The organism is Streptomyces sp. AC558_RSS880 (assembly GCF_019049255.1).
GTDB lineage: Bacteria > Actinomycetota > Actinomycetes > Streptomycetales > Streptomycetaceae > Streptomyces.
Genome location: NZ_JAGMUJ010000059.1, coordinates 14550 through 37009, shown reverse-complemented (window position 1 = coordinate 37009; position 22460 = coordinate 14550). Strand labels below are relative to the sequence as shown.

General features: G+C 70.9%; 17 protein-coding genes. 10 read left to right on the top strand and 7 right to left on the bottom strand.

Going from position 1 to position 22460, the window contains the following annotated elements:
• Positions 1–62: 62 nt before the first annotated feature.
• Together KUM38_RS20365 and KUM38_RS20360 are read right to left on the bottom strand one after the other, a co-directional pair.
• Positions 63–473, bottom strand: a complete 411-nt coding sequence (locus KUM38_RS20365) for a hypothetical protein (RefSeq protein WP_217130834.1) — start codon at positions 471–473, stop codon at positions 63–65.
• Positions 470–2935, bottom strand: a complete 2466-nt coding sequence (locus tag KUM38_RS20360; RefSeq protein WP_217130833.1) for an AAA family ATPase — start codon at positions 2933–2935, stop codon at positions 470–472. The genes KUM38_RS20365 and KUM38_RS20360 overlap by 4 nt, the downstream gene beginning before the upstream one ends.
• Positions 2936–3170: 235 nt before the next feature.
• On the opposite strand from KUM38_RS20360, the gene KUM38_RS41970 reads away from it, so the two are divergent.
• Positions 3171–3353: a hypothetical protein gene (locus KUM38_RS41970; protein ID WP_254397492.1), complete on the top strand. Its 183-nt coding sequence runs from the start codon at positions 3171–3173 to the stop codon at positions 3351–3353.
• Positions 3354–3721: 368 nt separating this feature from the next.
• Here KUM38_RS41970 and KUM38_RS20350 read toward each other — a convergent pair whose 3' ends face one another.
• A complete protein-coding gene (locus tag KUM38_RS20350; RefSeq protein ID WP_217130832.1) occupies positions 3722–4234 on the bottom strand; it encodes a hypothetical protein in 513 nt (170 codons plus the stop codon).
• Positions 4235–4477: 243 nt separating this feature from the next.
• On the opposite strand from KUM38_RS20350, the gene KUM38_RS20345 reads away from it, so the two are divergent.
• Entirely contained in the window at positions 4478–5590 is a 1113-nt protein-coding gene (locus KUM38_RS20345; RefSeq protein WP_254397491.1) for an ADP-ribosylglycohydrolase family protein, read from the top strand.
• Positions 5591–6072: 482 nt separating this feature from the next.
• Positions 6073–6261 (top strand): DUF397 domain-containing protein, encoded by a 189-nt coding sequence (locus tag KUM38_RS20340; RefSeq protein ID WP_217130831.1) that lies wholly within the window; start codon positions 6073–6075, stop codon positions 6259–6261.
• 64 nt (positions 6262–6325) lie between these two features.
• Here KUM38_RS20340 and KUM38_RS20335 read toward each other — a convergent pair whose 3' ends face one another.
• Positions 6326–7576, bottom strand: coding sequence for a hypothetical protein (locus tag KUM38_RS20335; RefSeq protein WP_217130830.1), 1251 nt, complete (start codon positions 7574–7576; stop codon positions 6326–6328).
• Positions 7577–7867: 291 nt separating this feature from the next.
• Here KUM38_RS20335 and KUM38_RS20330 point away from each other — a divergent pair, with 291 nt between their 5' ends.
• Genes KUM38_RS20330 through KUM38_RS20315 form a run of 4 tightly spaced genes read left to right on the top strand, consistent with a single transcriptional unit; the run spans position 7868 to position 17581 of the window.
• Entirely contained in the window at positions 7868–11470 is a 3603-nt protein-coding gene (locus KUM38_RS20330) for a sigma-70 family RNA polymerase sigma factor (protein ID WP_217130829.1), read from the top strand.
• A gap of 53 nt (positions 11471–11523) precedes the next feature.
• Complete coding sequence (locus KUM38_RS20325) at positions 11524–14652, top strand: helicase-related protein (protein WP_217130828.1); 3129 nt, start codon at positions 11524–11526, stop codon at positions 14650–14652.
• The gene (drmB, locus tag KUM38_RS20320; RefSeq protein ID WP_217130827.1) at positions 14649–16499 is read left to right on the top strand and encodes a DUF1998 domain-containing protein; all 1851 of its coding nucleotides are present in this window, start codon (positions 14649–14651) and stop codon (positions 16497–16499) included. The genes KUM38_RS20325 and drmB overlap by 4 nt, the downstream gene beginning before the upstream one ends.
• A complete protein-coding gene (locus KUM38_RS20315; protein ID WP_217130826.1) occupies positions 16496–17581 on the top strand; it encodes a DNA helicase in 1086 nt (361 codons plus the stop codon). Before drmB ends, KUM38_RS20315 begins: the two co-directional genes overlap by 4 nt.
• Before the next feature lie 580 nt (positions 17582–18161).
• Here KUM38_RS20315 and KUM38_RS20310 read toward each other — a convergent pair.
• Positions 18162–18794 carry a TetR/AcrR family transcriptional regulator gene (locus KUM38_RS20310; protein WP_254397490.1) on the bottom strand — a complete coding sequence of 211 codons (633 nt, stop codon included), beginning with the start codon at positions 18792–18794 and terminating at the stop codon, positions 18162–18164.
• A gap of 76 nt (positions 18795–18870) precedes the next feature.
• On the opposite strand from KUM38_RS20310, the gene KUM38_RS20305 reads away from it, so the two are divergent.
• From KUM38_RS20305 to KUM38_RS20295, 3 genes are all read left to right on the top strand, one after another.
• Positions 18871–19566 (top strand): alpha/beta fold hydrolase, encoded by a 696-nt coding sequence (locus KUM38_RS20305; RefSeq protein WP_217130825.1) that lies wholly within the window; start codon positions 18871–18873, stop codon positions 19564–19566.
• Positions 19567–19725: 159 nt separating this feature from the next.
• The gene (locus KUM38_RS20300) at positions 19726–20202 is read left to right on the top strand and encodes a hypothetical protein (RefSeq protein ID WP_217130824.1); all 477 of its coding nucleotides are present in this window, start codon (positions 19726–19728) and stop codon (positions 20200–20202) included.
• Positions 20199–20408: a DUF397 domain-containing protein gene (locus tag KUM38_RS20295; protein WP_217130823.1), complete on the top strand. Its 210-nt coding sequence runs from the start codon at positions 20199–20201 to the stop codon at positions 20406–20408. The genes KUM38_RS20300 and KUM38_RS20295 overlap by 4 nt, the downstream gene beginning before the upstream one ends.
• On the opposite strand, the gene KUM38_RS20290 is transcribed toward KUM38_RS20295, so the two are convergent.
• The gene (locus KUM38_RS20290) at positions 20378–20878 is read right to left on the bottom strand and encodes a hypothetical protein (protein ID WP_217130822.1); all 501 of its coding nucleotides are present in this window, start codon (positions 20876–20878) and stop codon (positions 20378–20380) included. The genes KUM38_RS20295 and KUM38_RS20290 overlap by 31 nt on opposite strands.
• An 80-nt stretch (positions 20879–20958) precedes the next feature.
• Positions 20959–22356 (bottom strand): hypothetical protein, encoded by a 1398-nt coding sequence (locus KUM38_RS20285; protein ID WP_217130821.1) that lies wholly within the window; start codon positions 22354–22356, stop codon positions 20959–20961.
• Positions 22357–22460: the final 104 nt, after the last annotated feature.

Here is a 22460-nt window from a genome sequence, read left to right as displayed (position 1 = left end):
TCGTCCAGGACCCTGTCCATGTCCGTCGGACAACTCGCCCGAGCCCGCGCGGGGGCCGTCGGTCACGCGTTCGTGCGTGATCCGGCCGGCGACGTCCCCCCGCCTTCGCCCAGCGTGGTGAGCAATGCGGTGACCTCGCCGAGCCGGGCGTGGATCTCGGCCGGTGTAGGCGGTAGTTCGTACGTGCGGTAGTGGCACGCCGCGCTGAGCGCCGCCCACGTCGTACGGCACCGGCGCGCGGTGTCGCGTCCCGCGTACCACTCCAGGCACAGCATGCGGTGCTTGCCGACCCGGGTCATGCGCGGAGTGACCCGCTGCCAGTAGGCGTCGAGGGCCTGCTCCAGGGCCATGCGCAGCAGGACCGCGGCGGCGCGGGCCCGCAGACCGGGGGCCAGGGTCTGTACCGTCCCCGCCGGAGGCAGCAGCAGTCGGTCGGCGGCGGCGACCAGACCGTCGGAGGAGATGGCCGTCACCGGGCACCTCCGGCGTTTCCGGCACCCGCCGCGCCGCTTCCCCGGGCGTCGGAACGCAGGATGGCCCGCGCCAGGCCCTTGGTCCGGGACACCAGTGTCCTGCGGTCGTCCACCGTGGGGAGCGGCCCGTGCGCCCCGGAGTTGAACGCTTCGATCAGCTGCCAGCCACCCGGCATGATCTGTTCGACGGCGTAGTGGGGGTGCAGCTTGCCGTCCCCGAGCAGTGCGAGAGCCACGTACTCCTTGGTTCGCTCCAGGGATGCGATGCGCTTCTCCACTTCGGACAGCGGCAGTCCGTGTTCGTCACGGAGCCGGCGGCGCGCCGTCGCCAGACAGGCGACTTCCACCGCGCCCCGGCACATGGCCGGAAGCACGTGATCGGCCACGTCCTGAGGCAGCTGCGGGTCGCGCGAGACGGCCCGCGCCTCCGCGAGGGCCTGCTCGACGGGGTCGGTCACCCTCTCGACTCCCACCACGGAGTCGCTCTGACGGGTGACCCGCAGCACGGTCGCCCGGATGCCGAGGTGGACGATCGCCTGCTGAAGCCGTGTGTCATGGGTGAAGACGATCACCTGGCGGTCCTTGGCCACGGTGTCGAGCACCCGGGCCAGTCCTTCGACCTTCTGCGGGTCCATGGACTGCACGGGGTCGTCGATCACCAGGAAACCGAACGGGCTGGCATCGTGCGTGGCACGCGGCAGGAACAGCGACAGCGCCAGCGAGTGCAGCTCCCCCTGGCTCATCACGCTGTAGGCGGGAGCGGTCATGTCGTCGACGGTGACGTCCAGTTCGACCCTGCCGCGTCCGGGAGTGCCGGCCAGGGTCACGGAGCCCAGCGTGACGCTGCTGTGCTCGCACAACTGCTGCCACACCTCCTGCGAGCGCTCGGCGAAGGGCCGCAGCCGCTCGTCCCGCAGCTCGTCGATGACCGTACGCAGCCAGGCGCGCGCCTTGTTCACGTACGGGCGACGGGCGCGGGCGGCCTCGGCCGCTTCCGCCACGGCCAGCCAGTCGGTGAGCCGCACGGCCATCGGCTGCCACTCGCCGTCCTGGTCGGCCAGTTGACGGGCCGATTCCTCCCGCACCTGTCGGCAGGCATCCTCCAGAGCGACGGCGGACCGCTCCGCCCGGCCGGCCAGCTCCGAGGCATCGGTGACGCTGCGGCACAGCGCCCATTGCCGCCAGAGCTCCGCAAGCGGTGAGTCCTCCGTCTGCAGCCACACGGGGACGGGCTCGATCACGTCGTGGAGGGCCCGCCGCGCCTTCACCACTCCCTGCAGGGCGGATTCGGCCTGGGCCGCCTCGCTCTGCAGCCGTTCCACCTCGGCCCGTGCCCGCTCGGCCCACGCCTGGTCGAGCTGCCCGGTGCCGCACACCGGGCAGTCGGGGGACGGGGAGCGCCGCCGGTGATCGAGCGCGGCTTCCAGCAGCTTCGCCAGCCGCCGGGCGTTCTCGGCGCTGCCGTGCCGGGCGTCCTCGGCCCGCGCCGCCGCCTCGCGCAGCCGCGCGACGGCACCGGAGACCTCCTGCGGATCGGGACCGGTGAGGCCGGCCTGCCGCCGCAGCCGTGCCAGTTCCGGCTCGGCCGCCGGGGAGCGGCTCGCGAGCAGCGCCCGTACCCTGCCGGTGTCGGGCCGGGTGCCGGACAGCGCTTCGACCGCGTCCCGGGCCCTCGGATCGTCCAGCGTGGCCAGTTCCCCGAGCAGCTGTTCCGTGCGTTCCTTCTCGCGCTTGCCCGCCTGCTCGCACTCGCTCGCGGCGTCCTTGACGCGTCCGTCGAGCTCTGCGAGCAGTTCCAGGCCGAGGAGTTTGAAGAACGCGTCGTGCAGGTCGGAGAGCGTGCCGTTGATCATCGAACCGAGTTCGCTGTACGGCAGGAAGGGCCGGGCCAGGCGGAGCGCCTCGGCGTCGACGACCTCGTCCGGCTTCCGCTCCGAGCCGTCGGCCCTTTCGGCGCGCGTCCGGGCGTCGTCGACCTTGGCGCCGTACCAGGTCCGCCGTACGGTGACGGGTTCGCCGTGCTCGCCGAGCCCCAGTTCGACGCTCACCTCGGGCGTGACGTCGGGGCTGTGCAGGTTGCGCCAGCCCTGCTTCCAGTCACCGGTCCGGCGCTTGTCCCAGCGGGAGTTGCGCCCGGTCAAGGCCGTCTCCGCGGCCTCGGCGAAGCTCGACTTGCCGGAGCCGTTGGGTCCGGCGACGACCACCAGGCCGGGGCCGGGCGGCAGTTCGAGCGTGGTACGAGGCCCGATGCCGCGCCAGCCGGCGGCGGTGATGGACCGCAGCTGTACGGGCCCGACGCTCCCCTCACCGCTCATGGTCCGCTCGTCCGGGAGTAACCCGCGCAGTACGGCGCGTGCTTCCGGCGCGAGCTCGGAGACGTCGAGACGAGCCAGAAGGAGCTCCCGGACGGAGGCGGGAGCGTCGCCGGGGTCGGAGGGGGACGGCTGGGGCTGCTCGGGCATGGACTGGTCCTTGTCGGGTCGGGAGGCTGTGAGAGCCGCACGTTGTGCGCGAGTCCAGACTGATGTTGTGCAGTTAGCGTTGTCAACGGAAATCCTCTTTCAAGCTATGGCTCGAAAATGTGTACGTTCGCGCGCTGGGCGCCTGGCGGTATGAGGCGGTGAGGAAGGTGAAACGCTTGCCCGGTGATGCCGGGACTTCGTACGGATTCGAGCGTGACGAGAACAGAGTGATGGCGTGTCGCGTACGCCCCTGCCGCGCGAACGAAGTGAAGGGGATCTTCACGTTCCCTTCATTGACCGGGGCGTCATCCAGTTGAACCTCAACTGGTCGGTCACAGCCGAGGCCGCCCTCGGCCTCGGCTGTCTGGTGCTCACCCGTGACGGGGCGGGGACGGCGGTGCAACCGCTCGGCGCGTAGCTCGGCGACCTCGACGTCTGACCCCACGTCAGCCTCGACCAGGACGACCGGACCGGCGAGACCTCGGACGGCGAGACCCTCCGCATCAGCCTCGAGCGCCGGAACCGGTTCGCCAAGCTGCTCGCCTACGTGTACCTCTGCGAAGGCGCGGCCGACTTCCGCAGCCTCGGAGGCGTCGTCACCGTCAGCGCGCCGCCACCCTCGACCTGCGGCGCGAGGTCCGCTGGTTCACCGCCGAGCCGCTCCTGTCGAGCCAGGAACTCATCGACCGGGCCTGCGGCTTCGGCGTCGACTGGGTGCCGGGCACCAAGCCGCCCCTGTAGCCGGGCGTCGTCGGGAGACGGCTCGCGGCCTTGCCGTGCCGCCCGTCAGGAGTAGGACCAGCGCCAGGCGTTCGAGCTGTACCTGCACGTGATCCGGGTGCCGCCCGCGGTCGTCGTCGTGGCCCCGTGGTCACTGTTCCGGCAGTACTGCCCCGCCTGGTAGCAGTTGCCCGTGTTGGAGGTGATGGAGCAGGTTCCGGAGCCGCTGTCGCTGTTGTTGCCGGTACTGCCGCTGGTGCCGGATCCGGTGGCGGCCCGGGCGGTCTTGGTGACGGTGACGGTCGGGCCGGGCGTGGTGACCTTCTTGGTCTTGGTGACCGTGGGGGCGGGTTCCGGCTCGGCGGTGACGGTCGCCGTCGCCGTAGCCGTCGCCGTGGTCGTGACGGTCGGCACGGGCTTGGCGGCCAGGGCCTGGGCGGCGTCCACCTCGTCCTGCGCGGACTGGGTGCCGCCGATCGCCCCCAGGGCGAACAGGGCGGCGCCGACGGCCCACAGTCTCTTGCGCTTGCGCAGCGGCCGTATGTCGGACGGACCCTGCGGGTGGTTCTGCGGATTCACGGTCTCTCCCGGGGACGGTGAGCGAGGGTGGCGTACAGCAGCTGAGGCACATGGGTACGGCCGGGCTGGTCACGCCGTTGCGGATTGGAGCATGAAGTATTCCCGTTGATGATGTCAACAAGCTATTCTTGTGGGCGTGTGTACGATTGTCGATGTAGATCGCCAAGAGTGAACAGTGATCGCGGGGAGCAGGACACCGGGCCCGCTGCTGGCGAGACCGTTTCGAGGAGAAAGCAGGCTGCCTTGGCCGACGAGAAGGACCGACGAAGGAAGCTCCGGAGGCTTGAGTCCCGGCTGCGGGGGATGATGCTCGGCCTTGCGCTCGGGGACACGGTGGGAACCGCTCGGGGCAGGCCGCCGGCCGACGGCCTGTTGCGGGCCGGTGTCAGCACGCAACTCGCCTGTTTCACCGCCGAGGGCATCATCCGCGCGATGGTGCGCATGGAGCACAAAGGGATCTGCCACCCGCCGTCGGTGGTCCTGCACGCCTACTGCCGATGGGCCGCGTTGCAAGGCATCGAAACGGAGAGGATGCGGCGCCGCTGGGCCTCCGGGACCGGAGCGGAGTGGCCGGACGGCTGGCTCGCGGGTGTGCCGGCGTTGGCCGAGCGGCGGGGCAGCGCACCGGCGACCGTGGCCGCCCTGTCCCGGATCGACGAGCGCCACGAACAGACGGCGACTCGAAGCCGAGGCTGTCACGCACTGACACGGGCCCTCCCGATCTCGGCGATCGGGAAGGAAGGAGCCGCACTGGCCGGAGAGACCGCCGCTCTCACACACGGTGACGCGGCAGCGCGGTCCGCCACCGTCCGGGCGGTTGCGCTGCTCCATCACTGCCTGACCGGCTCCCCTGAGGAAGCCCATCGTCCCGTCACCGCCGACCAGCCGGTACGGGAGACCCTACGAACAGGTATTGCCGCGCTCCCGCCCCTGGACCGCAGCGACGTCGGCGACGAGCACCACCACCTCGTGACAGTGTTCCGGCACGCCGTCGACCAGCCCGCGGACGCGGGGCTGCTCGCACGGCTCGCACCGGACGCCACCGCCCCTTCGGCGTTGTACGGCGGCCTCTACGTCGCGGCGTCCTTCCCCGGCCGAGCCGACTTCGGGACCGCACTGCAGTTCGCGGCGGGAGCGCCGGACGGCGACTCCGTCGCCTGTGTGACGGGCGCGCTGCTCGGCGCCGTACACGGGATCGAGGCACTGCCCGTGGACCTGGTGAGCCGTCACGAACTGGCATGGGTGCTCGACACCTTGGCGCGCGACCTGCTGATCCAGACCCTCGACTCGCCCAGCGGCAGCGAGTACGTCGAGGGCTGGGACCCGCACTGGTGGAGCCGTTATCCGGGTTGGTGACTTCCGCCGGTCGTGCAGCGCCGCGTTGGCGGCCGGCTCCGCGACGGCCGGCTCCGCGCGGTCGGTGACGCCGGGTGGACGAGAACTGCTGCGTGAACGTCCGTATGGTGGCGGGGAACTGGGGAGTGGTTGAGCGCAGGGGACCACGGTGACGGGCGTGAGGAAGTGTGTTCCAGAGGCGGAGCTCGTACGTCACGTCACCGTACGTACGCATGTGGTGAGTGGTGCGGGCATCGGGCACCCGCGCGGGTGCCTGTCAGGTCGGGAAACCGAGCGTCTCCTGGCCGGGGCCAGCGGTGCGCCGAGAACGCCGGGGTGGCTTCGGTTCCTTGGCGGCGTGGGGAGGCACGGGCAGGAGAACGGCCGCTTGACCGCTGGCCGAAAGAGGTGAGCCGCATCCACATGCGCTGTGCAAGCCTGCGCTCGCAGGCGCTTTCCCCGAAGGACTCCATGGGCCTGCTGATGCGGATCAGAGGGGCGCTATGAACACGTCCGAACTCGGTTGGTTCAAGTCCAGCTACAGCAGCGCACAGGGCGACGACTGCGTGGAGGTCGCTGTCGCGGAGCAGACCGTCCACGTACGGGACTCCAAGGACGTGACACGACGGCCGTTCGCCGTGGGGCGTGAGGGCTGGGATCACTTCGTGGGCTTCGCGGCGGCGCGGGACTGACGGAGGCCGGCTGCGGGGTGGGCGGTTGGCGGCTCGCCCCACGGTGGGGGCGGTCGACGCTCACTCAGTCTTCCTTGTCGCTTTCTTTTTCGTCCCTGCGCAGGCGGCGCGCTCGCTCGGCGATCTCGCTGGAGAGCTTGCCCTTGACCGAGCCGGCCCGGTCGAGGGTCTCGTTGCCGAGGCTTCTGGCGACGCTGACGCCCTTCGCTCCTGTCTCAAGCGCCTTGTCCTTCACCTCCGCCGCCGCGTCCACCCATCGTCTCGCCTCCGATGACTGGCGACCGGACTCGATCCCGAGCCGCGCGTGGAAGTCATGGACGCCGGTCACCACGTGGTTGCTCGACCGGACCACAGCCGGGGACTTGGTCGGGTACAGCAACACCTTCGCGTTGGCCGCGTCGGCAGCCGAGTTCATCCGGGCCACCAGACGCTCGGTGCTCCGTGAGATGAGATCCAGCCGATTCTGTCGGGCAACCCGAAGCCCGAGGCGGTGCTGGTCCAGCTGATCCGGATGCGCGTCCAGCACTCGGTCGAGTTCGAGCACCGCGATCGCGTCCTGCAGTTGGAAGCAGCGAGCCAGAACAGCGAGCCACTCCCGAACCTTGGGCTCGACTTCCTTGACCGCCGTGGCGAGATCACCGATCTTGGACTTGCTTTCCAACTTCTCGGCGAGGGCGTCGAGTTGACGCAACGCGTACGCCTGGGTCTCCGCGATCGTCGTCGGCGCGGTCTGTACCTTCGACCACGTGACCTCGGAGACTCGGCCCACCTGCTCCCGGATGGTCATGGTCTCCTCGATCACGAGGTCCATTCCGATCATGCGGGACAACACAGCGTCCTTCTGGGCGCGGAGCACGTCGTCGACCTTCTCGTCGATCGTGGCGAGGTAGTCGGTGATCTCGTCCATGGTCTGCTGCATCGAGAGCTGCGCCATGACCCCCGCGACACCAGCCAGACGTGCAGGGCTGGTCAGGAACGAGCCGGCCCCCTTCTCGATCTGGAGCCATGACTTGATCGAGCCGGGTTTCCCCACCATCGCATGGCTGACGCCTGGCGTCCTGCTTTCCATCAGCCCGAACTTCTTGACACGCTCCGCGGACTCCTTGGTCAGCTTCACCCAGCGACCCGAGTCGGCGGCAATGTCCGAACCCGCCTGCGCGACCGCGGCCCCGGTACCGAAGACAGACTTGAGTCGTTGCACCCCGAGATCCTTCGACGGCAATACCTCCGAGGCGAGGAATCGTTCGACATCCGTCGCATTCCCCATGACTGCCAGTCCGTCACCGTCACTGATCAGCTGAATCTCGTTGTTCATCGCCTGCTCCTGAAGGGGCTCGTCGCAGTGGGAAGTAGTCGGGATGCACGCGGCGATCGCCGTGCAGGGACCGGGGCGAACCTCACTCGCTGCTTCGCCCCTCGTACGCGTCCCGCCCTGCCCTGACGGACAGGCCCCTCACCTATCGCTGCGCCCACCCATCGTGACAGAGAGGAAACGGCGGCAGGGACGCCGTACACGAGAGGTGATCAAATTGGTAGGTAGGGATCCGTTGACATCATCAACGTGTTGAACTTACCGTGAGGCCAAGAAAAGTTGCGGGGTGAACGAATGACGCAGTGGTCTGCGGTCGAGGGCGGATCGTCCGGCCTGCGCGCGGCGCTCGGTGAGGTGCTGGCGCGACTGCGGCGTGCGGCCGTGGACGGCGTCGTCCCGGAGCACGTCTTCATCGAGAGCGTGCGGGCGCTCGCGCTGGGGGACGCCGAGCGGGAACGGCTGCGTCAGGAGCTGGCCCGGCTGGGGCTGCCTGTGAGGGAATTGCAGATGCACACAGGGGGTGACCAGCGGGGTGGTGAAAAGGTTGCACAGGATCGTGCAGAAAATGTGTTCCCCCGCCTGTCGCTCGTACAGAACCTGCTGGCCCGCTACGCGGACGCCGACGGGTACGTGACCCCGAGGGTCGTGGACGGCGTGGTCCGGCTCACCGGGCTCGCCGCACACGAGGCCGCTCAGCTCCGTGCGAGGGCCCTGGTACGGGCCCCGGAGGGCGAGTCGAGCGCCGGGAACGGTGAGGAGGCCGACGAGCCGGACACGTCCGACGGCGCGGAGGATGTCGAAGCCGAGGCGCCGGACCCGGGGGGCGCGTCGCAAGGGGACCTCGCGGAGTCGGTGGCCGCGGCGCACGCCGTTCTGGACACCGACCGACGGGTGCGGCGCCCCGGCAGCCGGTTGCTGAGCGCGCAGGCCGAGGTCGGCCTGGCCGTGCTGCTGCGGGGCGGGGCGGACCGCATCGCGCAGGAACCGGACGAGGACGAACTGAAGGTCCTGCCTCCCGAAGACCTCAGGATCCGTGCCCGGGACTGCCTCGTGGTGCACAACCAGCGACTCGTGCACTCCCTGGCGCGGCCCTACCAGGATCAGGGGCTCGACTACGAGGACCTCCTCCAGCACGGCTTCCTCGGTCTGCTCAGGGCGGCGCGGAAGTTCGACCCGACCATGGGCAACAAGTTCTCCACCTATGCCACTTGGTGGATCCGGCAGTCCATCACCCGGGCCATCGCCGACGAGGGTGCGCTGATCCGCGTCCCGGTGCACATGCACGAACAGATGCGGAAGGTGGCCAGGGCCGAACGCGCCCTCGCGGCCGAGGGGCGGCGCGCGGGCGACGCCGATGTCGCGGTGCGGTGCGACATGACCCTGCAGAAGGTGCAGGAGATCCGGAAGCTCACCCGGCGCACCGACTCCCTGGACCGGGTCATCGGCGACGGCGCCACCCTGGCGGACTTCGTGGCGGAGACCCATGTCCTGCCGTCGGTGGAGCGGCAGGTGGTGGGAGCCCTGTTCGCGGAGGACGTCCTGGCCGTGGTGGACACGTTCACCGAACGGGAGGCGCGCATCCTCGTACGGCGGCTCGGACTCGACGGGGACGAACCCTCGACCCTGGACGACCTCGGACGTGAGTTCGGCGTCACCCGGGAACGCATCCGGCAGATCGAGGGCAAGGTCCGGCCCGTGCTGCGGCAGCGGGTGCGTGAGGCCGGCCTCGTCGGTCTGGACGACGTGTGCGAGAAGGCCGAGCGCGCGGCGGAACGCGCCGCCGAGGCCAAGCGGGCGGCACGGATCGCCCGCGCCACGCACGCGGCCCGCACCGCCCGGGCCCGGATCGCCCTGCGCAAGGTCCGGGCGGAGCGCCTCGCCCGGGCCGCCCGGGAGGTTCCGGTGCAGGCTCCGACGGCGGGGGAACGGGACGAGAGCCGCGCCGCTCCGGTCGGGGAGGCGGAGCTCGAGGCAACGACGGTCGCAGCGGAAGATGCCCGGGCGAAGGTGGCCACGGGCGTCGATGAGACCGTCGACACCGCGGCGCCGGACGTCGTCGCCGCTGACTGGGAGCGCGCCTGCCGGATGTCGCAGGCGCCCGTCGACCAGCTCCGGTGGCTCGCCGACTACGCACGTGCGGTGCTGGGGGACGACGGCCTGGCGGCGGTGCTGGGGCGGCCGGCCGCCGACGCCGTGGCGCGGGACGCCCGCGAGAACAACTACCTCTCGCGTCCGGTACTGACCGCGCTGGAAGTGCTGTGCCGCGTCTTCGACGCCCTGGTGGCGGCCGGGCAGCGGCCGGAGGACTTCTTCGACCGTCCCGCCGAAGCGCTCGTCGGGGCGACGCCACGTGACTATCTCGTACGCAGGCCCCTGGTGAACCGTGAGTCGCGGCTGGCCGTACGGGACGTCCTGCGGGAGTTCCTCGCCGTGGCGGCGAAACCGGCGGAGCCCGAGTGTGAGCAGGCCCCGGAGCCCGAGCGTCAGCAGGCACCGGAGCCCGAGGTCACGCAGGTGCCCGGCTCCGAACCGGCGTCGGTACCGGAGACGGAACGACCGGCGGAGACCACCGGCCCGGCCGGTACGCCGCAGACCACCGCCGACTGGGACAAGGCCCTGACGCTGACGCGGCCACCGCTGGGCGGAGGAGTGGCCTGGCTCGCCGAGTACGCTCTGCTCGCCTTGGGACATCTGCAACTGTCCGTGTTGCTCGGCTCCTCCGGCACGGACGCGGTGGTGCGCGCCGCGCGGCAGCGGGGGACGCTCGACCGGCCCGTGGTCGAGGCCCTCGAAGTCCTGCAGAAGGTTCTCGACTCCGTCAAGCACGCGGGGCTGCGGCCCGAGCACTTCTTCGAGCGGCCCGCCGGAGCGCTGGCCGGGGCCACTCCCCGGGCGTACCTGGCCACAAGACCGCTGGTGAGCGCCGAGTCGCGCCTCGCCGTCGGTGCCGCCCTCGCGGAGTTCGTCGCGGCACGCCCGCCACGGACGGCTCCCGCCTCCGGGAACGGCGGCGCCGGTGCGGGCACGGTCGCGGAGCAGGCAGCCGACACGGCAAGCGGGCGTCCGGTGCCCCCTCCCGCTCCTTCCACGCCGGTCGAGCCGCAGCCGGCCGACCCCGAGCCGTCGCTCGCCGAGGTCCGCGCCCGGCACGATGCCCGGCTCGCCCTGCTGACACAGGAGAACGAGCTCCGGCTGGACCAGGAACGGCGCCGTGCCGACGAACGAGTCGCGGCGGCCCGCGCTGCGGCGGAAGCACAGCTCGACGCACTGGAAGAGGAACTGCTGCGTCGTGCGGACAGGTCCTGGGACCGGCGCGAGCGGCATCTGCGGCGGCAGGCCGAGGAACACGTCGAGCAGTTGAAGGCGCAACACCGTGAGGCGTACGAGGCGTTGCTGCGCAGGGCCGAGGAGGCGGAAGAAGCCGCCCGGGAGACGTCTGGCGCCGAGCGGCGGGCACACGAGCTGGAACAGAGACTGCACCAGTACCGCGAGGGTGCCGAGGCACGGATCAGGGACCTGGAGGCACGGCTGACGACCGCCCACGCGGCTGCCGCCGAGCGTGAACAGGCCGCGGCCTCGGCACGCGAGGAGTACCACCAGGGTGCCCGACTGCGCGTCGCCGAGGTGGAGGCACGCCTGCGGGAGGCCGAGGCGGCCGTCGCCCAGCGGGACCTGTTCGTCGAGGCGGCCCGGCGGCGAGCCGAGGAAGCCGAGCAGGAGGCGGTTCGGCGCATCGCACAGAACGAGCACGACGCCTGGCTCCGCATCGACGCCCTGCAGACGCAGCTCGGCGAGATGCAGACGCAGCTCAGCGAGGTACAGGCACAACTGGCCGCGGCCCAGGAAGCGGCCGACCGCGGTCGCGGCTCCCTCCGGGACCGCTGGCGCCGGTCCTGAGACCGCCGGCCTCCCACTCGTCCCCCTCTCCTCTCATGAACACCAGGAATCCCATGGACCCCAGACAGGAACTCGTCTCCTACCTGCGGCGGCAGCTCGTCGGTCCGGTCGGCGGCGACGACGAGACGCTCGACGCACCACCCGACCGGCAGTACCTCATGGGCACCCTCTACCCGCAGGAAGCCGACCTGCAGGGGCAGTTGGACCTCGCCAAGGAGGAGTTCGAGGGGGCCGGCACCGAGCGGGGGGCCGAGGACACCGCGCCGGCGGGCGACCCCGTGCCGGAGTCGAACTCCTGGCTGCCGTCGTCCCTCGGATTCAGCTTCTACACCGACGCCGAGACCCTCGAGGTCGAGTGCTCCGCCGCCCGCTACCGGACGCAGTCGCGCAGCGGTCAGCGCGGCCGGACGTGGCAGCGGATCGCGATACCGGCCGAGACACACCTCCTCGGCCCGGACCGGGATCAGGTCCCCGTCCTGGACGCGCGAGCCGAACTGCGCGTCACACGCCGCGACTTCGGCAACGGGAAGCTCGTCACCGTCGCCCTCGTCAACGCCGCCCGGTACGACCCCGCCCTCGGCAGGAGCGCCCACTGGGACGGAATGCTCTTCCAAGTGGAACTGCGGGCCCGGCCCGTCGACGGGCAGGTGCTCCAGTACCCGAGTGTGCGTCTGGCCAGCAGGGACCCGGAGGAGCAGGAACTGCGCCTGCAGTACCGGCATGTGCGCACCCACGCCGTCGGCCACGGGTGCGCCGTCGAGGAACTGCGGGACGGCGACGACCGGACGGTGACGGGACTCCGGGCGGCCGTCATGCCCGAGGCGGAAGTCACGGGCGTACGAGCCGCCGGACTCACCGACACCCCGGTACTCAGCCTCGCCCACCTCGCCGACCCGGCCGTCTCCGTCGACCAACTCCGTGAAGAGCTCTTCGAGTTCGCCTCCGCCTACCGGGCCTGGTACGTCGGTCAGCTCAACACCGAGGTGCCCGAATGGGGCCGCGAGGCGGCCGAGCGCGTCCTCGGACGGATCGGCACCGCGGTCTCCCGCATCGAGGCCGGCGTCCGCACCCTCTGCGACCCCGGACGTCCCGAACTGCTGCACGCCTTCCGGGCCGCCAACCACGCCATGGCGCTGCAGATGCGCCACTCCGCCGCAGACCTCGCCGGCACCCGGCGTCCCCGCCGCGACGACGGCGTACCGCCGGACCCGCAGCCGTACGCGGACGCCACCTGGCGCCCCTTCCAGCTCGCGTTCTTCCTGCTGGCCGTCGACGGCGCCGTCGACCCCCGGCACCCGGACCGCGCCGTCACGGACCTCATCTGGTTTCCGACCGGTGGTGGCAAGACCGAGGCGTACCTGCTGCTGGCCGCGTTCGTGATGGTGCTGCGCCGGGGCGGACCCGACGGCGGAGGCACCGCCGTGCTCAGCCGGTACACGCTCAGCCTGCTGACCACCCAGCAGTTCCAGCGTGCCGCGACGACCGTGTGCGCCCTGGAGTCCATGCGCCGGGCCGACCCGGCCGCCTACGGCGAGGAGCCGTTCTCCATCGGGCTGTGGGTCGGTGAGACCACCACCGCGAACAGCTACGACAAGGCGCGCCGCGACTTCGAGAACGCGCGCGAGGCCGCCACCCCGGACGACGTGTTCATCCTCGACCGCTGCCCGTGGTGCGGCACCCGCATCCTGCCCGCCCACAAGTCGCCCGACATCGGCGACTACGGAGTGCGCGCCGCCGCCGACTCCTTCGCCTTCTTCTGCCCCAGGGACGAGTGCCTCTTCCACGACGAGCTGCCCGTCGCCGTCGTGGACGACCACCTGTACGACCGTCCGCCCACCTTCGTCCTCGGCACCGTCGACAAGTTCGCCCGCCTCGCCTGGGAACCACGCGCGGGACGGCTCTTCGGCGCCGGCACCGGGCACCGGCCGCCGTCCCTCGTCATCCAGGACGAACTGCACCTGCTCACCGGCCCACTGGGCACCACCGTCGGCCTCTACGAGTCCGCCGTCCTCGGACTGTGCGCCGCGCCGGACGGCACCGGACCCAAGGTCGTGGCGTCCACCGCCACCATCCGCCGCTCCGGTGAGCAGGTCCGCGCCCTCTACGGGGGCGGCGTCCAGCTCTTTCCGCCCGCCGGACTCGACGCCCGCCACTCTTATTTCGCCGAGCCCGACACCTCCCGGCCGGGCCGTCGCTACGTCGGTGTCATGGCCCAGGGACACACGGCCGGCCGTGCCTCCGTCGCCACCGCCGCCGCCCTGCTCCAGGGTGCCTGGGAACTGCCCGAGGAACACCGGGACGCCTACTGGACCCTCGTCGCCTACCACCACAGCCTGCGCGAACTGGGCCGCACGGTCACCGCCGCCGCTGACGACATCCCCGCCCAGCTCGCCGGACTCGACACCGGCAGCGGCGTACGCCCCCTGCCGGACCAGCAGGTCGAGGAACTCACGAGCAACCTGCCGCGCTCCGAGCAGCCCGTGCTCCTCGACCGGCTGGAGAAGAGCTGGGACGACACGAGTTCGGTGTCCTTCCTGCCGTGCACCAACATGCTGTCCGTGGGCGTCGACGTGAAGCGGCTCGCCCTGATGCTGATGCAGGGGCAGCCCAAGACGACCGCCGAGTACATCCAGGCCACCAGCCGCGTGGGCCGCCACGCCGTACCCGGACTCGTGGTGACCTTCTTCAACGCCACCCGTCCCAGGGACCGTTCGCACTACGAGACCTTCGACGTGTACCACCGGGCGCTCTACCGGCACGTCGAGCCGACCAGTGTCACCCCTTGGTCCGTCCCCTCCCGCCGCCGTGCCCTGCACGCCGTGCTCGTCGTCCTCGTACGGCACCGGCTCGGGCTCGCGGCCGAGAACCAGGCCGGCCGGATCCTCGACCGGATGCCCGAAGCGGAAGCGCTCGTGGACGAGTTGGCGGCCCGCGCCGAAACCGCCGAACCGGGAGCCGGTGACGCGGCGCGCAAGGAACTCGCCGGGCTGCTCGCCGACTGGGAGGACCTCGCGCGCCAGGCCCGCAAGGACGGCCGCGAGCTGTACTACCGCAGCCAGGGCAAGGGCCAGTCCCACCTCATCAAGAGCTTCGAGCAGGTTCACGGCCTGTGGGAGACACCCAACTCGATGCGCAACGTCGACCGGGAATGCCAGGTGACAGTGAAGGGAGCCGACCTGTGAGCCGCACACTCCGGGTACGTCAGTCGCAGACCGTGGTGCCCTTCGGGGTCGGGGCCGTCTTCGACATCCAGGGCGAGTCGTTCGTCGCCACCGGCATCGGCGACTGGCCGTCCCGCGGCAGGCAGCCCGTCGACTCGCCCCGGCTCGCGGACCGCCTCGGCGTCTCCGGCTTCCACGCCGCGCCCGCCACGGCCAACGACCGCTTCGACGTCGCCGACGCGCCCGGAGCGCCGTACATCCGCTTCCCCTCCTGGCTGTTCTGCGGTGCCTGCCGACGGATGAAGCGGTGGCGGATCGCCGACGAGAAGCGCGGCCAGGCACCGCGCTGCCCCTCCTGCTCTCCCGCACGGACGCTGGCGCCGATGCGGTTCGTGCAGATCTGCCAGGCCGGGCATCTCAGCGACGTCGACTGGTGGTTCTGGGCGCACTCGCGGCGCGACGGGGGCGAGCGGCGGCAGTGCGGGGAGCGCGAGAAGCTGCGCTTCCTCGTCTCCGAACGGGCCTCCGGCCTCGAAGCGCTCTCCGTCGCCTGCACCGCGAAGGGCTGCGGAGCCGTCCGGGACCTGCTCGACATCCTCGGCACCCACGGTATGCGCTGCTCGGGACGGAACCCGTGGCAGCGCGCCGGTGAAGCCGTCGAGTGTCCGCGCCCGGTGCAGATCGTGCAGCGGACCGCCGGCAACCTCTACTACCCGATCGTGCACTCCGCGCTCGACATCCCCGAGACCGACGTCCCCGTGCACGCCGACGACGCGCTCGCGGACCAGGTCCGCGAACACCACCTGTGGGTGTCGCTGTGCCGGGACCCGGCCTCACCGCGTGCCGTCCTGTTCCGGCAGATGATCCAGGAGGACACGGGAGCCGACGACGCCTTGCTGGACGCACTCGTCGCCGACGAGACGGGCGGCACGAGCACCGCCGGTACGGCCGCCGCACCCGAGGGCCCCGCACGGCCCGACCTGAGCCGGGAGGAATGGGCCGCGTTCACGGCACCCGTCCCGCCCGCCACCCGTGACTTCGCCCTGCGCGAGACCACGCTCGGCCTGGCCGGAGAGACCGCCGAACCCTGGGCCGGACTCGCCCGCCGCTTCGGCCGCGTCGTCCTCGCCGACCGGCTCCGCGAGGTCCGCGCCCTGTCCGGCTTCACCCGGGTCTCCCCGGACGCCGTCGTCGTTCCCGCCGACACCTCACGCCGGCTGAAGTGGCTGCCCGCCGTCGAGGTCTTCGGCGAGGGCGTCTTCCTCACCCTCGACCACGGCGCGCTGAAGGACTGGGAGGAGGACCCGGACGTACGCAGACGCGTCAAGGGCATGCGGGCCGACCTCGACCGCTCCTTCCAGAAGGACCGTCTGCAGAACGTGACCGGTCCCGAACTCTCCCCACGCTTCGTCCTGTTGCACACCCTGGCCCACCTCCTCATCCGTCAGCTGTCCTTCGAGTCCGGCTACACCACGGCGAGCCTGCGCGAGCGGATCTACGCCCGCCCCGAACAGGACCAGTACGGCGTCCTCGTCTACACCGCCGCCGGGGACGCCGAAGGCACCCTCGGCGGACTCGTCCGCCAGGGCGAACCGCCGCGGCTGGCCGAAACACTGCTGCGGATGACCGAGTCCGCCGCCTGGTGCTCCGCGGACCCGCTGTGCGCCGAACACTCCGGACAGGGCTTCGGCAACCTCAACCGGGCCGCCTGCCATGCCTGCGCCCTGCTCCCGGAGACCAGCTGCGAGGCCGGAAACAGCCTCCTGGACCGGGCCCTCGTCGTCGGCGGCGAACGGGTCCCCGGTTACCTGCAGTCGATCGTCACCGCCGCCCGCACCGCCGCGGCGGGCGCCTTGGAGCAGCCGTGACCATCACCTACCTCGACCTCGACCCCGACCAGCGGGCCGGCCTCGACGGACTCCCCTTCGACGGCAACCACTTGGTCGGCGGACCCCCCGGCAGCGGCAAGAGCGTCCTGGCCGCACAGCGCGCCGTCATGCTCGCCCTCACCGGCACCCCGGTGGTCCTGCTGACCTACTCCAACCTGCTGCGCCAGTCGCTCGCCGGCACGGTGCACGCACTGGGCCCCGCGGACCGCTCGGTCCGCGTCATGACCGCGCACCGCTGGCTCGCCGACTGGTACGGCGCCACACCGCCCGGCGGCGGCGACGGCTGGTACGACTGGGACGCCCTGTACAACCGTGCCGCCGAGACCGCCCCCACCGCCGGACCCACGCTGGTCATCGACGAAGGCCAGGACCTGCCACCCGAGTTCTACCTGCTCTGCCGCATGCTGGGAGCCCGTACGACCGTCTTCGCGGACGAGTGCCAACGGCTCACCGACACCAATTCCACCCTCGACGAGATCGCCCGCAACCTCGGCCGGTGCACCCGCCACGAACTCGCCGGCAATCACCGCAACACCGAGCAGATCGCGTCCCTGGCGGCCCACTTCCACACCGGTGCCGGCACGCCGGTCCTGCCCGGCCGCCAGGGACCGGCGCCGCGCCTGCACCGCTTCCACGAGCGGGGCGTCGCGGACCTGCTCGTCCTGCTCGCCGAGGCACAGCCCAAGAAGAGCATCGGGGTGATCGCCGCCACCAAGCACACCCAGTTCTCCCTGCTCGGCAGCATCCAGAACCGTGCGCCGCGCCTGAAGCCCCAGCTGTACACGTCCGAGTCCAAGGGCGGTCAGTACCGCAACCTCGACCTCGGCCGGCCCGGCATCGTGATCGTGCACCGCCGCAGCGCCAAGGGGCTGGGCTTCGACACCGTCGTCATCCCCGACACCCACGGGGACGCGGGGACGGACCCCACCTCCGCCGCACTGCGCATGTCGTACTACGTGATGGCCACGCGCGCCCGGCAGGAACTCCACCTCGGCTACGAAGGGCAGTCGGAGCCGCCGCTCCTGGCACAGATCAACCGCAGGGACCTGCAACGGGGCTGACATGCGACGCGTGCGCCGTCACCGGGGCGTGGAGCGCGGGCGCGGACTGGGCCGTCACCTCCACGTCGTGAACGAAGCCGGATTCGGCAGCTTGATCCACGGCTTCTCCGCACCCTGCCTGGAACCACGCTCTTCCTCGCGGGGAAGTGCCCCGGTCGTGGTGCCTCCGCATGCCACATACGACGTCCTCGGCGCTCCCCTTCAAGTGCGGAAGACCGGTCGGTCCACGGTCAGGGAACTGAATGCGGACCTCAGCTCGCTGGACAAGGGAACCGCGGCCCATGAACGAACGGTCGGAGCGCTCATCAAGCACCTGTCCCACCGAGGGATCGAGGTACACACCTTTGCCCGCAACAGCCCGAGGTTCGACGCGGGCTGGGCGGTCGGGAAGGACCTCTTCGTGGCGGAGGTGAAGAGGGCCACCGGTCCCGGCTGCCGCAGTGCGACGGCGGCGAGGGGCGCGTCGATTGCGTACTTGTGACCGTGCAGACCGGCTTCGCCATGTTCCGCAGGCGCAGGGAGGTACTCGACTCCAGTGCCCGCAGGATGTGACCTCAGGCGATCGGTGGGCGACGCGGCACTACGTGCCCGACGCCGTGTCGGCACTGGTCGTGCTGCTGCCGGCGGGTGCCTGGGAGTGGTGGGCGGCTGAGCTGTCGCCGCTGGGCAGGTGCTCGACCGCGGCGAGGAAGTCACGGAAGGCCCGGTCGGTGCGGGCGGTGTCGGCGGTGGCGTCGAGGTCCATGAGGAGGCCACGGATGACGGCGAGGACGAGTGTCGCCAGCTCCGGCCGGCCGATGCTGCGCAGGCCCTCCTCGAGCGGCCCGAGCCAGTCGGTCGTGGCGACGCGCCGGAAGTCGGGCCACAACTGTTGCCCTGTGTTCTCGCGCAGCTGACCGAACATCCGCAGGTACGGCCGTCCGTCCAAGCCGGTGATCGAGGTCCAGGCGCGATCCAGGGTGGCGGTGTAGGGCTCGTCGGGTCGCGCCCGCAGGAGGTCGCCGAATGTGTCGAGCTGGCGTTGGCGCGCGTGCCCGAGGACGGCCCGCAGCAGGGCGTCGCGGGTGCCGAAGTGATAGATCAGCATGCGGGCCGAGGTGCCGGTGGCGGTGGCCAGCGGCTCGAGCCGGTCCGGGAGGCCGTGTGCGAGGGCGTAGTCGGCGCACGCGTCGAGCAGCCTCTCCTTGATGTGTGGCTGTGGTCGTCTGCCCATATCGAACATCTTTTCGCGTAATGGCGGCTACGTCTACTGTTGATCGAAAGGCGGTCAGGCAGACGTGGAGGTAGCGATGAGGGTCGTGTTCGTGCATGGGGCGTGCGTGCGGGACGGGTCGTGGTGGTGGCACCGCACCGCCGAGCTGCTGCGGGAGCGAGGGGTGCCGAGCGTGGCCCCGGCGCTGCCGAGCTGTGGCGAGGCGGGCCTGCCCGGAGGCGTCGGCGGTCCGGGGCTGTCCGAGGACGTCGCGGCGGTGCGGCAGGTGCTGCTGGACGGCGACGAGCCGACCGTCGTGGTCGCCCACAGCTACGGCGGCATCGTCACCGCGGAAGCCGCCGCGGGCGTCGGGTCGGTGCGCCACCTGGTGCTGGTCTCCAGCTACCTGCCCGAGGTCGGGCAGAGCCTGGCGGAGTTCGGGGACGGCGGCCCCGCCCCGTTCCTCGACGTGGACCCCGACGCCGGCACCTTCGGGGTCCGTCCCGAGCTGCTCGTGGACACGTTCCTGCAGGACTGCGACCCCGAGGTCCAGGCGCAGGCGGCGGATCACCTCGCCCGGCAGAGCGTGCAGGTGACCGGCCAGCCGGTCGGGGCGGCCGCATGGCAGCAGGTGCCCTCGACGTACCTCGTATGCGCCCAGGACCGGGGCACCCCGCCGCGTCTGCAGCGCGAGTTCGCCCGCCGGGCCGGCAGCGTCGTCGAACTCGACGCCGGCCACCACCCGTTCCTGTCCCGGCCCGCCACGGTCCGGGACCTGCTGCTGAGCCTGTGACGGCAGTCGCCGACGAGCCGGGCCGGCGATTCGAGTCGAGGACCAGGGGTCGCCGTGGCCACCGCGAGGGACGTGGCCAGGGCATGGAGTGGATTCGCCCCTGGTGACCAAGAACAAGTTCCTGCGACCTTGCACCACACTGGAGGCGTGGGGAACCAATTGATCCTGACGGTGATCGCGGTGATCGGCAGTCTGGGTGGTGTCGCCCTCGGCGGCTGGCTCACCGCCCGTCGTGATGACACCCAGTGGTCACGAGAGAAGCGGCAGCGGCAGGAGGACGCGCTACGCGGTGTCTGTGCTGCTTTCGTGGCCGCTGCGATCGAATGCCGACGTCTGCTCGAACAGCTCCACTACTTCCAGCAGCTCGGACGCGACGCGGAGATCCTCACTTTCGGTGAGGAGTACAACCACAAGTCGCGGGACCTGCACCGAGAAGCGGCCCAACTGCGCTTTCTCGGTTCCGCGACTCTCATCACAGCCGCGGACGACATCGTGGTCTCGGTGGCCCACACCCTTCAGGCCGTCAAGCGTGCCGAGTCGGTGTCCTCCGCAGCGGATGTCCGTGCGGACCTGCCCGAGCTCGAAGAACTCAAGCGTTCGATCAATGCGTTCGTCGACCAGGCCCGCTCGCAGTGAGCACGCCTGAACTCGACTGGCACAAGTCCAGCTGCAGCAGTGCGCAAGGTGCCAGTTGCATGGAGATCGCCGTCCCCGAGCAGGCCGTCCACGTACGGGACTCCAAGGACGTCCAGCGTCCGCCCTTCACGGTGGGGCGTGAAGGACGGGCGTGCTTCGTGGGGTTCGCCTCGGCTCAGTTGGCCAGTGCGACGCGCTCGACGTAGGCGACCTTCACGGACGCGATGTCGGACAGCTCGCGCTTGTCCTCGAACTCGCTGTACTCGTTGAACTCGCTCTTGTCGGCGTCGGTCTTGCCGGCGGCCAGGTGGGTCGACCCGATGTAGGTCTGGCCGACGAAGTCGCCGTCCTCGTCGAAGGCGTTGACGATGACGGAGTAGTTGGCGGGTCCGTCCCCCTCGTTGGTGATCTTGTAGACGAACTCGTAGGTCTCGTCGGTGTCCGAGTCGCAGTCGTTGTACGTGTACTCGTCGGTGTCGTCGCAGTCCTCGTACGCGTCGCTGTCGTCGGTGACGAGCTTGCCGCCCGAGACCTCGACGTGGTCGATGGGGTCCCCGTCATCGGCCAGTGCCCACCAGGTGACGCCGCCACCGGCGAGGAGCAGCACGACGACGGCGGCAACTATGAGGGCGCGCTTGGCCGGACGGCGTCCTGTCGCGGTAGCCGGGACAGGCATGGGGTAAGCCTGGGTAGCCGTGGGCGGTGCTGTTGGGGGCGGCGGGGGCGTGGCGTCCGGTCTCTCGGGCGTGCTCTCGGTCATGAGACGGCTCCATTTCGGGACGTGGGGTTCTTGCCGGCGCGGTCGTCTGCCTTAACAATGCGGCTACCGGTCCCCGCCAGGAAGAGCACTGCTGCAAGGACCGATACGACGCAGGCGACCCCGAAGACGTCGGACTTCTCGTCCTCGAACATGCCGGCCGCGGTCAGGGCGAGGAACACTCCGGAGGTCTGCCAGCCGGTTCCGTCGGGCATCGGGCCCGCGGTTCGCGTGCGTATGCGGGGTAGCCACAGGCGCAGCAGCTCGGCGGTGGCCGTGAGGGCGACGAGGCGGGAGGCGATCATCAGGTAGGGGTGGGCCGTGTTGTCTCCCAGTTCGCCCACGCCGACGACGGTGGTCAGGCAGAAGTAGAGAATCGGGACCAGCCAGCCGGGGCTCGCCCGGACTCCCGGTACCGGGTGGGAATCGGTCAGGTCGGTGACCTTGGTGAGGCTGACCCGGGCCGCCGCATCACCCGGAGTGCGTGGCGACGGGATGCCGGGGAGGGGCGACGTCTGGGGAATCGGGCGGAGCGCCCGGTTCTGCGCGCGGCGGACGCGACGGCCGACATCGCCGTACGTGTCCACGTGGGCCGACAGTTGGCTCTGGAGGTCCAGCAATCGCTCGGCCATCGCGTCGAACTCCGCCCTGCGCACGGCGGCGAGCCGCGCGGCCTGGCCTGCGGCGGTGGTGAGCAGGTCGAGGGCTTCGGTGCGCAGTCGTACGGCTTCCGCGCGTGCTGTTTCGGCTGTCTGCGGGGCCTCTGCCAATTCCTTGCGCAGGCGCACGCGTTCGGCGTCGATGATCTCGGCGATGCGGTGCCGCTCGTCCGGGGGCAGCTTGTGCGGGGCGCGGGCCTCCGCACGGGAGAGGGCGGACTGACGCCACTCCAGCAGCGGGCGGCCACGGTGCTCGCCGATGCCGTTGATGTGAACCTTGTCGCCCTTAGTGCGGTGGATGTAGAGGACGTCGCCGCCCTTGCCGTTCGGTGCCTTGTCCCAACTGACGTTGTGGAAGTCGGCGGCGGTTCTGATGCCCTGTGCAGCAAGGCTGCGGATGAGGCCGTTGCCGATGCCGTTCACCTGGCTGGCGGTGAGGTGTTCGCCGCTGAGCGCGCGCTCGATGGAGTGACGGCGCAGGAGCGCCAGAGCTTGCGTCTCTTGGCGCTCGCGTTCTCCGTCCAGCGCGTTGAGCTGGTGGTTCAGCGAGGCTTCCTGGCGCGCCCGTTCCTCATGGATCCGGTGCAGCGCCTTGTCGTGGGCGGCCTCGACGCGGTTCCGGTGCTTTGCCTCGTGGTTCAGGCGCCGTTGGTCGGCGACCTCGAAGGCGCGGCGCTTGGACAGGAGGTGGCGGAGGGCGCCGATCGACTCGATGAGCCGTCGGCGCTCCGCGCGCACGTCCGAGGGGGAAGGCGCGGCGGACGGAGGGACGGGGGCCGATCCGTCCCTCCGGGGGGTGGTGCTGTCGATCAACGGGGACTCTCTTGGGCAGTGGCGTGGCG

Coding starts and splice junctions, on each gene's coding strand:
- KUM38_RS20340 (WP_217130831.1), top strand. CDS start 6,073: ATGAACACGTCCGAACTCGGTTGGTTCAAGTCCAGCTACAGCAGCGCA.
- KUM38_RS20360 (WP_217130833.1), bottom strand. CDS start 2,935: ATGCCCGAGCAGCCCCAGCCGTCCCCCTCCGACCCCGGCGACGCTCCC.
- KUM38_RS20310 (WP_254397490.1), bottom strand. CDS start 18,794: ATGGGCAGACGACCACAGCCACACATCAAGGAGAGGCTGCTCGACGCG.
- KUM38_RS20330 (WP_217130829.1), top strand. CDS start 7,868: ATGACGCAGTGGTCTGCGGTCGAGGGCGGATCGTCCGGCCTGCGCGCG.
- KUM38_RS20305 (WP_217130825.1), top strand. CDS start 18,871: ATGAGGGTCGTGTTCGTGCATGGGGCGTGCGTGCGGGACGGGTCGTGG.
- KUM38_RS20335 (WP_217130830.1), bottom strand. CDS start 7,576: ATGAACAACGAGATTCAGCTGATCAGTGACGGTGACGGACTGGCAGTC.
- KUM38_RS20290 (WP_217130822.1), bottom strand. CDS start 20,878: ATGCCTGTCCCGGCTACCGCGACAGGACGCCGTCCGGCCAAGCGCGCC.
- KUM38_RS20325 (WP_217130828.1), top strand. CDS start 11,524: ATGGACCCCAGACAGGAACTCGTCTCCTACCTGCGGCGGCAGCTCGTC.